The sequence below is a fragment of the Pedobacter sp. GR22-6 genome, assembly GCF_037402555.1.
Lineage (GTDB): Bacteria > Bacteroidota > Bacteroidia > Sphingobacteriales > Sphingobacteriaceae > Pedobacter.
On the sequence record NZ_JBBEUC010000002.1, the window covers coordinates 607,924 to 621,288 of the forward strand.

Annotated in this window: 11 protein-coding genes; 8 read left to right on the top strand and 3 right to left on the bottom strand. The window is 41.3% G+C overall.

The window, feature by feature from the left end:
- The first annotated feature begins 9 nt into the window (after positions 1-9).
- From murG to WAE59_RS10165, 7 genes are all read left to right on the top strand, one after another.
- Positions 10-1,131 carry an undecaprenyldiphospho-muramoylpentapeptide beta-N-acetylglucosaminyltransferase gene (gene murG, locus WAE59_RS10135; protein ID WP_337856551.1) on the top strand — a complete coding sequence of 374 codons (1,122 nt, stop codon included), beginning with the start codon at positions 10-12 and terminating at the stop codon, positions 1,129-1,131.
- Positions 1,121-2,476 carry a UDP-N-acetylmuramate--L-alanine ligase gene (gene murC, locus WAE59_RS10140; protein ID WP_337855840.1) on the top strand — a complete coding sequence of 452 codons (1,356 nt, stop codon included), beginning with the start codon at positions 1,121-1,123 and terminating at the stop codon, positions 2,474-2,476. The genes murG and murC overlap by 11 nt, the downstream gene beginning before the upstream one ends.
- Complete coding sequence (locus tag WAE59_RS10145) at positions 2,469-3,365, top strand: cell division protein FtsQ/DivIB (RefSeq protein WP_337855841.1); 897 nt, start codon at positions 2,469-2,471, stop codon at positions 3,363-3,365. Before murC ends, WAE59_RS10145 begins: the two co-directional genes overlap by 8 nt.
- A gap of 25 nt (positions 3,366-3,390) precedes the next feature.
- Positions 3,391-4,749, top strand: coding sequence for a cell division protein FtsA (ftsA, locus tag WAE59_RS10150; protein ID WP_337855842.1), 1,359 nt, complete (start codon positions 3,391-3,393; stop codon positions 4,747-4,749).
- 129 nt (positions 4,750-4,878) lie between these two features.
- The gene (gene ftsZ / locus WAE59_RS10155; protein ID WP_337855843.1) at positions 4,879-6,513 is read left to right on the top strand and encodes a cell division protein FtsZ; all 1,635 of its coding nucleotides are present in this window, start codon (positions 4,879-4,881) and stop codon (positions 6,511-6,513) included.
- 145 nt (positions 6,514-6,658) lie between these two features.
- Complete coding sequence (locus WAE59_RS10160; protein WP_337855844.1) at positions 6,659-7,900, top strand: aminotransferase class I/II-fold pyridoxal phosphate-dependent enzyme; 1,242 nt, start codon at positions 6,659-6,661, stop codon at positions 7,898-7,900.
- 254 nt (positions 7,901-8,154) lie between these two features.
- On the top strand, positions 8,155-8,331 hold the full coding sequence (locus WAE59_RS10165; protein WP_337855845.1) for a histone H1: 177 nt from the start codon (positions 8,155-8,157) through the stop codon (positions 8,329-8,331).
- Between the two features lie 52 nt (positions 8,332-8,383).
- On the opposite strand, the gene dapA is transcribed toward WAE59_RS10165, so the two are convergent.
- The 3 genes from dapA to WAE59_RS10180 are packed head-to-tail and all read right to left on the bottom strand — an operon-like array spanning position 8,384 to position 11,990.
- Positions 8,384-9,265, bottom strand: a complete 882-nt coding sequence (dapA, locus tag WAE59_RS10170; protein ID WP_337855846.1) for a 4-hydroxy-tetrahydrodipicolinate synthase — start codon at positions 9,263-9,265, stop codon at positions 8,384-8,386.
- Positions 9,266-9,273: 8 nt separating this feature from the next.
- Entirely contained in the window at positions 9,274-11,286 is a 2,013-nt protein-coding gene (gene ligA, locus WAE59_RS10175; RefSeq protein WP_337855847.1) for an NAD-dependent DNA ligase LigA, read from the bottom strand.
- Positions 11,287-11,303: 17 nt separating this feature from the next.
- Positions 11,304-11,990, bottom strand: a complete 687-nt coding sequence (locus WAE59_RS10180; protein ID WP_337855848.1) for an ACP phosphodiesterase — start codon at positions 11,988-11,990, stop codon at positions 11,304-11,306.
- A 62-nt stretch (positions 11,991-12,052) separates the two neighbouring features.
- Between WAE59_RS10180 and tyrS the strand changes: the two genes are divergently transcribed.
- Positions 12,053-13,339 (top strand): tyrosine--tRNA ligase, encoded by a 1,287-nt coding sequence (tyrS, locus tag WAE59_RS10185; RefSeq protein ID WP_337855849.1) that lies wholly within the window; start codon positions 12,053-12,055, stop codon positions 13,337-13,339.
- Positions 13,340-13,365: the final 26 nt, after the last annotated feature.

The following is a 13,365-nucleotide window of genomic DNA, read 5'->3' on the forward strand; positions in this document are numbered from 1 at the left end:
AAAAATAGAATGAGAGCAACGAGAATAATTATTTCAGGTGGTGGTACGGGAGGACATATTTTTCCTGCGATATCCATAGCGAATGCGCTGAGGCGTATAGAGCCTGGCTGTGAAATACTGTTCGTTGGTGCTCTGGGACGGATGGAAATGGAAAAAGTTCCTGCTGCCGGATATAAAATTGTTGGTCTAAATATCAGTGGGATTCAGAGAGGATCTTTATTGAAGAATTTAACGTTACCAGGAAAGGTCTTTTCGAGTTTAAGTAAGGCTATGCAGCTCGTTAAGGATTTTAGGCCTGATGCGGTTGTGGGAGTAGGAGGCTATGCTTCTGGACCGATATTGTTTGCGGCTTCTTTGAAAGGGGTTCCGTATTTGATTCAGGAACAAAATTCGTACGCAGGAATCACAAATAAATGGTTGGGTAAAAAAGCCTCAAAGATTTGTGTGGCATTTGACCATATGGATCAGTTTTTTCCTTTGCAAAGGATTCTGAAAACCGGTAATCCGGTTCGTAAGGATGTCGCTAACATCGTTAATAAGCATCATTCGGGAGCAGAACTATTGGGGCTTGATCCATTGAAGAGGACAATTCTTGTAACAGGAGGAAGCCTTGGGGCAGGAACACTTAATAAAAGTATAGAAAAACACTTATCTGAAATAATTGCTGAAGATGTACAGATAATCTGGCAGACTGGTAAATCATACTATAAAGGAATATTGGAACGAGTAGGGCTGAATGTCCACCCCAATATTAGGATTTTGGAATTTTTGAATAAAATGGACATGGCTTATGCGGCTGCAGATTTGATCATTTCAAGGGCAGGTGCAGGTACTATCGCAGAACTTTGTTTGATTAAGAAGCCGGTGATTCTGGTTCCTTCTCCTAATGTGGCTGAAGACCATCAAACGAAAAATGCGCTTGCATTGGTCCAAAATAATGCTGCATTATTAATTGCGGATCGTTCTGCTGAAGATACGTTGGTAAAAGAAGCACTGATTTTGTTAAAGGACAAAGATCGGAGCGCTGTCTTAGCAGAGAACATCGGTAAGATGGGCTTGCCAAATGCTGATGAAGTGATTGCTAAAGAGGTAATGATCCTGGCTGGGAAAGGGGGAGCGTATGGAGCTTAACGCCATTCATAAAGTGTATTTTGTTGGTATTGGAGGTATCGGAATGAGTGCGATCGCAAGATACTTTGCAAACAGAGGATGTCTGGTTTGCGGATATGACAAGACGAGAACCAATTTAACTGCAACATTAGAAGCAGAAGGAATGGATATTTCTTATCAGGATGACGTAGCTACTTTGCCTGAGCCGTTTTTGAAGGTGGAGTCGGATACATTGATCGTTTTCACTCCTGCAATTCCAAGGGAATCCGTCTTGCTGCATTATTTCAGTGAGTCTGGTTTTTCATTGAAAAAACGGTCAGAGGTTTTAGGTATCATTAGCAGGGGCCAATTTTGCATTGCTGTTGCTGGTACTCATGGAAAAACGACTACATCCTCTATTATTACACATTTACTTACCGATAGTGGTTATGGTTGTACTGCTTTCCTCGGTGGGATTGCGACAAATTACAATAGTAATTTCTTATTGTCAGATAATAATGTGGTGGTAGTTGAAGCGGATGAATACGATCGCTCTTTTTTAACCTTACATCCGGATATTACTGTAATTACTGCTATGGATGCAGATCATCTGGACATCTATGGAGATGCTGCTCAGTTACATGAGTCGTTTCAGTTGTTTGCTAAACAGTTGAAGGGCGGAGGCTCCCTGTTTAAAAAACAAGGTTTGCCTTTGGATCATGGGATTTCCTATAGCGTTGGGTCCGATTCGAATATTAGGGCCGCCAATATAGGGGTAGAGGATGCGAGTTTTGTATTTGACTATGTTTCTGAAGATATTACTATAGTAGGTCTGCAACTCATGTTGCCAGGTAACCATAATGTAGAGAATGCCTTGGCTGCTATAGCTGTAGCTTTGAAATTGGGTATCTCTGTAGAGAAAATAAAATCAGCAGTGGCAAATTTTAAAGGCGTGAAGAGGCGCTTTGAATATATTGTAAACACAAAAAGCAAAATTTATATAGATGACTATGCGCATCATCCGGAGGAATTGAGGGCTTGTTTTGATGCAGTAAGACAACTCTATCCTGAAAAGAAACTCACTGTAATTTTTCAGCCTCACCTGTTTACACGTACGCGTGATTTTGCAGATGGCTTCGCTGAAGTGTTAAGTACTGTGGATGAATTATTGTTGTTAGAGATTTATCCTGCAAGGGAGCTGCCCTTAGAAGGAATCAACTCAACTTTTTTGCTGGAAAAAATCCATTCAAAACAAAAATCACTGTGCAATAAAGATAGTGTGCTTGAGCGCATAGAAAATGAGCGGCCAGAATTACTTTTAACTGTTGGCGCAGGAGATATTGATACATTGATACAACCACTTAAAAAATTGATGACAGATGATTAAGCGGATAAATTGGAAATTGTTATTTAAATGTTTTGCCTGGACTGTTTGTCTCAGCGGTTTGGTGGTGCTTATGGGATTTGTGGGAGTGAAGAAACAGACTGTGACTTGTACCAATGTCAAAATACTGATTCCAGGCGCTGATAATTTTATAGAGCGGGAAGAAATCGATGCCATTCTGAAACAGAACCAAGGTACCTTGATAGGGCGTAACTTGGAACAGATCAATTTGGAGGACATTGAAAAAAATATCAAATCGAATCCCTACATCGCATTTGCAAAAGTTTATGCTGATATGGATGGTGTGATACATATAGAAATACAGCAGCGTCAACCCATATTGAGGGTTATCAATGCCAGTGATCAAGATTTTTACATTGACAAAGACGGATTAAAGATGCCGGTTTCACCAAACTTTACAGCAAATGTATTGGTCGCAAATGGTAAGATATTGGAGCATTTTAGCGGTAGAGTAGATACGCTTATTACAAAAATGGCTAAAGACCTCTATAAGACTGCGCTATTTATCAAGCGAGATACCTTATGGGATGCACAGATAGAGCAATTATTTGTAGATGAGCAGGGTGATATTGAGTTTATTCCCAGAGTAGGAAATCAACGTATTGTCCTTGGGGTAGCAGATTCGCTGGAATTGAAAATGAGAAATTTACTTGCGTTTTATAAAAAAGCGATGCCTAAAGTTGGCTGGGATACCTATAAAACGATCAATATAAAATATACCAATCAGGTGGTTTGCGAGAAGAATAAAGTTGATTCCTCTGCAAATAATCTGAAGATTACCCCTAAACCTGTAGACTCGTTGAGCCATGAGGAACCAGGTGAAGGAAAAGAATTTGAAGCAACAAAAACAGATACCAAGAAAAACAATTAATAAACTCAACAAAATCGATATAGTTATGGGCAAAGAAAAATTAACCACTCAGTCTCCAATAGTAGTAGGATTGGATATTGGTACTACTAAAATCTGTGTAATCGTTGGACGGAGAACACAACATGGAAAAATAGAAGTATTAGGTATAGGGAAGGCAGAATCGGCGGGTGTAACTCGAGGTGTAGTATCTAATATACAAAAAACGGTACAGGGAATTTCTCAGGCAGTGGAGCTCGCCAGCGGGCAATCTAATGTAGAAATTCGCGTTGTAAACGTGGGTATTGCTGGTCAACACATCAAAAGTCTGCAGCACCGCGGTATCTTGACGCGCAGAGAGCTCAATAACGAAATCGGTAAAAAAGATATAGATAAGCTGATTGATGATATGTTTAAACTGGTAATGCCCCCAGGAGAAGAGATCATTCATGTGCTACCTCAGGAGTTTACTATCGACAATGAACCGGGAATCAAAGATCCGATTGGTATGGCTGGTGTTCGACTGGAAGCAAATTTTCACATCATCTCTGGTCAGGTTACTGCTGTGAAAAACATCATGAGGTGCGTGACAAATGCTGGGCTACAGACTCAGGAATTGATTCTGGAGCCATTGGCTTCCTCTGAGTCGGTGTTGAGCGATGAAGAGAAAGAAGCTGGAGTAGCGCTGGTGGATATCGGTGGTGGAACTACGGATATTGCGATTTTCCATGAAGGTATCATCCGTCATACAGCGGTAATTCCTTTTGGCGGTAATAGTGTTACTGAAGATATCAGAGAAGGTTGCTCTGTGATGAGGAATCAGGCAGAATTGTTGAAAACGCGTTTTGGCTCTGCCCTTGCTGAAGAGAATAAAGAAAATGAAATTATATGTGTTCCTGGATTGAGAGGCCGGGAACCTAAGGAGATTTCTGTTAAAAACCTTGCTTATGTTATTCAAGCCAGAATGGAGGAAATCATTGAGCACGTTTATTATGAAATTAAGTCTTCTGGATATGAAAAGCGACTGATCGGAGGTGTAGTCATCACAGGAGGGGGCGCTTTGTTGAAGCATCTTTCGCAACTTGTGGAATATGTAACGGGATTGGATTGCCGTGTTGGGTATCCCAATGAGCATTTGTCGAAATATGAAGATATGCCAAAGACAATTTACGATGATTTGAAAAGCCCGATGTATGCAACGAGTGTGGGGTTGTTAATTAAAGGAATTCAGAAGGCGGAAGAACTATTGGAGGAAATGAAGCAACCCGGTGTTTTTGTTGAGCGACCAAAAGACAAAGAAAAAACAAAGCGGTCCGGTGGTGGCTTGTTTGATAAATTGCTGGCAAAAACCAAGGACTTTATTAAAGATGACATGAACGTCAGTGATGAGGATTATATAAAACCGTAGTATTTTTCCACAAAACATGATTTTTCCACATTTTCAACACTTGTGGAAAACGCCTGTTAAAAAAGTGTTAATATTACATAGAGAGATGAACAGGAAAAACGAATTTTTAAATAACTGATTCATAAAGATATGCAGTTCGAAATGTTAAAAGATAAGTCATCAATCATCAAGGTAATTGGTGTTGGTGGCGGTGGTGGTAACGCGGTAAACCATATGTACCGTCAAGGAATTACTGGTGTAGACTTTATTATTTGTAATACAGACGCCCAGGCCTTAGAATTTAGTCCTATACCTAATAAGGTACAACTAGGTGCCAGTTTGACTGAAGGTATGGGAGCGGGTTCTATTCCTGAAGTTGGGAAAAATTCGGCTATCGAAAATATCGATGATATCAAGCAGATGCTGGGAAGTACAACCAAAATGTTGTTCATTACAGCAGGAATGGGCGGTGGTACGGGAACAGGAGCAAGCCCTATTATTGCTAAGGCGGCGAAAGAATTGGATATCCTGACTGTAGCAATCATTACTACTCCATTTGCCTTTGAAGGTAAGAGGCGTAAAATGCAGGCGAATGACGGATTGGATGAACTTAAAAAGTATGTAGATTCCTATCTGGTGATTTCCAATGATAGATTGAGGGAGATTTTTGGTAACCTCACATTGGGTTCCGCATTTGCTCAGGCTGATGATATTTTGACTACTGCCGCCAAAGGAATTGCAGAGATCATTACTGTGCCTGGTTATATCAACGTAGATTTTAAAGATGTGCGTACTGTGATGAAAGACAGTGGTGTTTCCATTATGGGTAGTTTTGCCTGCGAAGGTGAAAACAGGGCACTGAATGCTGTTGAAGGAGCTCTTGCTTCTCCTTTATTGAAAGATAATGAGATTGAAGGTGCGCGGTACATCCTTTTAAATATCAGCTCGGGAATCCGAGAGGTGACTATGGATGAGGTGACCATCATTACGGATTACATCCAGGATAAGGCAGGATTATCTGCTGATTTGATCTGGGGTAACTGTATAGATGAAAACTTAGGGGACATGCTTTCGGTAACGATCATAGCCACAGGTTTCCAAACCAAGGAACAGCGCGAAGAGGATAAAAAGAATGTGAAGAAAATCTCATTGCTTACTCCGGAAGAAGCTCCTTTGGTTAGACCAGTTGAACCGGTAAATTCGTTCATCGCACCTAAGGTAGAAACTCCGCTACAAGAACCTGTAATGAAGGCTAAAGAAGAGATTAAACAGTCAGATCTTTTTGGCGACTTGTTCAATATCAACAAACCTAGGAGAACTGAAGAGCCTGAGAATATCGTTGTTAGGCATACCCTAATTGAAGATGAAGCTCCTGTTAAGGAAGCCCCGCAGGAATCAGGATTTGAGTTTGAGGTTAAATTGGCCGAAACCGATTTTGTATTCGAAAAGCCAGTTGCTGTTTTCAACAATGACGTGGAACCTCAGAGAGAGGAAATCACTGAAAAAGGTGCTGATGATGATAAAAATGATGATTCTATCGAAGATCAACTCAGAAAATCTAAGGAAAGAATCTTAAGGTTAAAAGACTTGAGCATGAAACTTAGGACCAGCAACGGTCTTCAGGAGTTAGAGAACGAACCAGCTTACAAACGCAAGCAGATGCAATTGCAGCAGGTTCAGCATTCTTCAGAATCCCAGGTTTCAAGGTTTACCTTGAGCAATGATGAAGATGGTTCTACTGAAATCAGACCTAACAATTCATTCTTACACGATAACGTTGACTAGATATTGTTTTAGATAATATGAAAAGCCTTAGCAAAATTTGTTAAGGCTTTTTTAGCATAATGCTGTGGCTGGACATCTATATTGTTTATCAAGCATTTTAAGCTTAAATTTGCAAGAAAAGAATAAAAACTAAATACATATAACATTGGATATTTTTGAAAAGATAGCGAAGCATATGGGGCCGATCGGGCAACATCACAAATGGTCTCATGGATATTTTTCATTTCCCAAATTAGAGGGCGATATCGCACCTCATATGAATTTTCGCGGTAAAGAGCATTTGGTGTGGAGCTTGAACAATTATTTAGGCTTAGCTAACCATCCTGAAGTTAGAGAGGCGGATCAAAAGGGAGCAGCTGATTTTGGTATGGCCTACCCGATGGGTGCGCGTATGATGTCTGGTAATTCCAAATACCACGAGCAATTGGAGCAGGAGCTTGCTGCATTTGTAGGCAAACCAGATGCATTCTTACTCAATTATGGGTATCAGGGTATGGTGTCTATCATTGATAGCTTGGTGGATCGTAATGATGTCATTGTTTATGATGCTGAATCTCATGCCTGTATTATAGATGGTCTGCGTTTGCATATGGGAAAGCGCTTTGTGTATAAGCACAACGACATTGACAGTGCCCGCAAGCAACTGGAGCGCGCGACTAAATTAGTTGAGCAGAGTGGAGGTGGAATTTTGGTGATTACAGAAGGTGTATTCGGAATGTCTGGTGCTCAGGGTAAGTTGAAAGAATTGGTTGATCTAAAACAGGAGTTCAATTTCCGTTTACTCATCGATGATGCTCATGGTTTTGGCACGATGGGACCTACAGGAGCAGGTACACACGAAGAGCAAAACTGCATCGATGGTGTAGACGTCTATTTTGGTACATTTGCTAAGTCAATGGCAGGTATTGGAGCATTTGTGGCCTCAACAGAGGAAATTACTAACTTTTTCCGTTATAATATGCGTTCTCAAACTTTTGCTAAGGCCTTACCTATGCCAATGGTTATAGGACTATTAAAGCGTCTGGAGCTGCTTAAAAATAATCCGGAGCTCAGAGAGAAATTGTGGACAATAGCGACTACACTTCAAAACGGATTGAGGGCACGTGGCTTTGATCTCGGGGTAACGAATACGATGGTTACGCCTGTCTTTTTAAAAGGCGAGCTTTTGGAGGCGACAGCGCTTACAATGGATCTGAGAGAAAACTACGGCATATTCTGTTCAATTGTTGTTTATCCTGTTATCCCGAAAGGATTAATTGAATTAAGGCTAATCCCAACTGCGGTTCATACGTTGGAAGATGTGCAACGTACACTCGACGCATTTAGCGAAGTATCTGACAAATTGAAGAGTGGTTACTACAAAGAAAATCAGTTTTCTATAGCATAAGAATTTTTTAATCGAACGGCCTCTAAAGTGATTTAGAGGCCGTTTTTGTTTAATTTGTTTTTTTAAATACTTGTTGTACAGATGTTTGGGTATTTTTTTTGCTCTTTTCTTGTGAATAACCGCTTTAATTGTGGAAAAAAACAGGGTTTTGGAAATCCATTTATTATTCGAAAAATTTTTTTATTAAAATAAACATCTTACTTTAGTAACAGAGTATTAATCAAAACCTTAAACCTAAAAGGAGTAAATTAACGATGAAAAAATTCAATGAAGTAAAGGAGCTTGTAGCATCTTTAGAAGCTGATGCAGACAAGTTCTACAACAAGGCGAACAGCGCTGCGGGCACACGTGTACGGAAAGGTATGCAGGATCTTAAAAACTTAGCTCAGGCTATCCGTTTGGAGATTCAGGAAACAAAAAATAAGGCTTAACCAACCTTGTTTTTAAACAAAAAGGGCGTCACGATTATCGTGACGCCCTTTTTTATGCTGTGATTCGTTTGGATTCGGTTATGATTGCATGACGTAGGGTCTCAGATACAGGTACAAGCGGTAAGCGCAGGTGGTCTTCGCAGATCCCGAAATGTCTCAAGGCAGCTTTTACACCGGCGGGATTGCCTTCAGCAAATATCAGTCTGGTAAATTCAATTAGGTTCAAATGCAGTGGTAAAGCAGCCGAATAATCTCCCATTAGGCATAACCTGATCATTTCGGAAAGCTGTAGTGGCAATGCGTTACCGACTACAGAAATCACCCCTGCGGCTCCCAGTGAGATCATTGGCAAAGCCACAGGATCATCTCCGGAGATCAATAAAAAATCTTCCGGTTTGTCTCTCATAATTTGATTGAACTGGTCGAAATTTCCCGAAGCTTCTTTGGTTCCAATGATGTTTTTGAATTCAGAAGCCAGGCGGCAAGTTGTATCCGGACTCACATTACTTGCAGTCCGTCCCGGTACGTTATACAATAAAAGGTCCATTGAGCTGGCTTCGCTAATGGCTTTATAATGTTGGTATATACCTTCCTGGGTAGGTTTATTATAGTAAGGACTTGCAGAAAGAACGGCACTATAACCATTCGCTTCAAAAGTCTTGATGTCATTGATCACGGAAGCCGTATCGTTGCCGCCAATGCCAGCCACCAAAGGCAAACGGCCATCATTTATCTCTGCAGTAAATTCCCAGATCTTCTTCTTCTCGTCTTTATTAAGTGTTGATGCTTCGCCAGTGGTACCTAAAGATACCAGGTATTCTACCTTTCCATCTACCATGTAGTTGATGAGGTTTTTCAACCCTTCAAAATCTACTGATCTGTCTGCTTTAAATGGTGTAACTAAAGCTACACCGGTTCCATGAAATTTTTTCATTCTTAATTTTACTTCAATAACGCTAATAAATCCTGCTCTGAAATCAGGGGTACATTTAGTTTTTTAGCTTTCTCCAGCTTGGAAGGTCCCATATTTTCTCCTGCAACCAAGTAATTCAGCTTGGCAGATATGCCACTCAAAATTTTACCACCGTTGCTTTCGATCAAATCTTTCAGTTCCTCCCTGCTGTAATTTTCAAAAACTCCCGAAATTACAAATGTTTTTCCAGTTAACTTGTCACTTTGCAGTGCTATTTCACTTTCGATCACCTCAAATTGCAATCCTCTGGCTTTAAGCAACTCAACTTGTTTCAAATGTTCGTTTTTGCCGAAATACTCTTTGATGCTCTCAGCTATGCGTTCCCCGATCTCATCTATGGCGGTCAGCTCCTCTACACTTGCGTGGATGAGCGTATCAATGTCTTTTGTCCCGTAGGCAAGTTTCCTGGCTACTGTCTCTCCCACATATCGTATTCCTAATCCGAAGAGTACCTTTTCAAAAGGCATTTTTTTAGACTCGGCTATACCTTTTAGCATGTTTTCAATCGAGCGTTCCCCGAACCTTTCGATTTGCTTTAGTTCATCGGCCTTTTCATCTAAAGTATAGAGATCACTAATGTGTTTTACGAGTCCGCGTTGATAGAAAGTCTCTATAGTTTCGTCGCCCAAGCCATCAATATTCATTGCCTTGCGGCTGATAAAATGTTGTATTTTACCAACGATCTGAGGTGGACATGCTTCGTCATTTGGGCAATAAAATGCAACTTCTGCTCCTTTTCGAATGAGTTCTGTACCGCATTCCGGACATGCTACGGGATATATCACCTTGGCTGCACCCGCTTTTCTCTTATCCAGGTTTACACTGATGATCTTTGGAATGATTTCACCACCTTTTTCTACGAAAACACTATCGCCTTCGTGAAGGTCGAGCCGCTCAATTTCATTGGCATTGTGCAGGGTAGCACGTTTTACCGTAGTGCCAGCCAGCTGAACCGGTTTCAGATTGGCAACGGGTGTAACTGCTCCAGTACGTCCAACCTGGTAAGTGACCCTATCCAGAATAGTTTCCACTTCCTGGGCTTTGTATTTGAAAGAGATGGCCCAGCGTGGAGATTTTGCTGTAAAGCCCAGTTCCTGCTGCTGGGCATAGCTGTTTACTTTTAAAACAATTCCATCGATGTCATAAGATAATTTGAAACGCTGATCGTCCCAATATCTGATGAAATCCAATGCCTGATCAATATTATCTACAAGCTTGGAGTGTTCCGATACATGAAACCCCCATGAGGATAAGCCCTGGAGACTCTCCCAATGGGTCCTGAAATAATTTTTATCTGTATTGAGCGAGTAGAGAAAACAGTCCAGGGGGCGTCTTGCTACCTCTTTAGAATCCTGCATTTTAACCGTTCCTGCTGCAAAGTTTCTCGGATTCGCATACAATACCTCGCCGAGTTCTTCGCGTTCTTTATTGAGCCGCTCAAATGCCGCACGGTGCATGAGTATTTCACCTCTGAGTTCAAAGAGGGGAGGGACATCAGGACTTTTCAACTGATGAGGTATCCTGTTGATGGTTTTGATATTAGTGGTCACATCATCGCCCTTAGATCCGTCACCTCGCGTCACAGCCCGAACCAGTTTGGCATCTTCATAAGTGAGGCTGATGGAAAGTCCATCGAATTTAAGCTCACAGACGTATTCAAATTGATCACCAATCGTTTTTCTGACCCGTTCATCGAAATCACGCAGATCCTGTTCATTGTACGTGTTGCCCAGAGATAGCATTGGCCATCTGTGTTTTACGGTAGTAAAGGTCTTGGTAATCTCGCCACCAACCCGAAGGGTAGGGGAATTCGGGTCAGCGAATTCCGGATGCGCTTGTTCAAGTTTGCCCAGTTCTTCCAGCTTCTTATCGAACTCATAATCAGCTATGGTTGGCATGGCCAATACGTAGTAATTATAGCTATGTTGGTTAAGCTCCTTAACCAAAGCATCCATTTTGTCTTTTACATCAAATAGTGACATACGAGCGAAGATACAAACTAAGCTTGTAAAGGATTTAAACTGAGATCAATTTCCTGAAAAATACTCATGTAATGAGGTTTTAGCTGATCTCTGAATAGTATGAGCTTATCCGTCAGCAGCTGAACCTGTTCTTCTGTAAATGGATTGTCCCACAGTCTCATACAAATCCGTTTAAGCGCATAGGAGATGTTCTCGATCTTCTGGTAGCTCAACAGGTACTTGCTGGACAGGAAACTTTCGAGGAATTTGAAGAACAGGGAAGTGTCTTCCATCCCGGCCTGTTTTAAAAAGGATTCCAGAGCTGCTTTATCCGCTTTTTGGAGCTGCTCATAAAATGAGTTGATGTTAATGATGCCTTCAATGGTCAGCAGGTGATCGAGGATCAGTTCCAGGCCAATGTGTGCCAGAAAGAAGGGTTTTACCGGACTCTCTCCGAAAATCGGCAGGAGGATCAGTTTCAACTCGTGACTTTGTGTCTTGAAAAATTCAGAAGAGTGAAAAATATTGTCTACTTGTATGTGTCTTGCCCAGCCGCTCAATATCGACAGCTCTGAAGGATCGTTAGCAAATAGATGTGCTTCTTTGAGCGGGTACAAGTTGCAGTCCTTTTGTGCATTCTTAATGAAATCCGGCAAAACGATGCCCATTACTATATTTTCATTGTCATTGTAGCGGTCGAAATAGAAATGGGATAGGAAATTCATGGATTTAAAAGTATGAAATTTTGTTGAGTGCTTTTCCTATATTTGCCGCAAAAGGATAAAATATGACCAATTTTGTTGAAGAATTACGTTGGAGAGGCATGCTGCAGGATATGATGCCTGGAACTGAGGAGAAACTCAATGAAGGAATGACCTCCGGTTATATCGGCTTTGATCCAACTGCAGATTCATTGCATGTTGGGCACCTTACGCAGATCATGACCTTAATCCACTTTCAACGTGCTGGGCATAAGCCTTACGCGCTAGTAGGTGGGGCAACCGGAATGGTGGGCGATCCTTCAGGGAAATCCGATGAACGTAACCTTCAGACCGAAGATATGGTTGAACATAACCTGGCTGGTATGAAGCGTCAATTGTCGAAGTTTCTGAATTTCGATGAGGCAGGTAACGGTGCCGTCATGGTCAACAACAACGATTGGTTCAAAGATATGAACTTGTTTACCTTTATCCGGGACGTGGGCAAGCACATCACTGTCAATTACATGATGGCAAAAGACAGCGTGAAGAGGAGGCTGGACGGCGATTCTGGACTTTCCTTTACCGAGTTTTGTTACCAACTGATCCAGGGTTACGATTTTTACTACCTGTGGAAAAACCAGAATTGCCTAGTACAAATGGGGGGTTCTGACCAATGGGGCAATATCGTCACCGGAACAGAGCTCATCAGACGTAAGGATGCCGGAACTGCTTTTGCGATTACCACCCAATTGATCAAAAAGGCAGACGGGACTAAATTCGGAAAAACGGAAAGCGGAGCCGTATGGTTAGATCCTCAAAAGACATCACCGTATAAATTTTACCAGTTTTGGTTAAATGCTTCTGATGATGATACGAAGAAATGGATCCGGATTTTTACCCTAAAAACACAAGAGGAAATCGAGAACCTCGAACAAGAGCATGATGCAGCCCCTCACCTGCGAATATTGCAGAAGGCACTGGCAGAAGATATTACCATAAGAACCCATTCTGAAGAAGCATTGGAGACCGCAATCAAGACTTCAGAGTTTTTATTTGGAAATGGCTCATTGGAGTTTTTCAATACCTTGAATGAAGAACAGGTATTGGAAATTTTCGAGGGTGTACCTCAACACCGGATTTCTAAAAACGAGCTTGCCTCAGGGATTGATGCTGCAACACTTTTGGCTGAGAAGTCAACTATACTGGAATCAAAAGGCGCGGCCAAAAAACTTATCCAAGGAGGCGGGGTATCCGTTAATAAGGAAAAATTAACAGATGCTGCGTTTATATTCACAAAGGCAGATCTATTGAATGATCAGTTTATCATTGTGCAGAAAGGCAGAAGAAATTACTTTTTACTCATCGCAGAATAAATTAAACGCAAAGCAGGTGTTTTGCT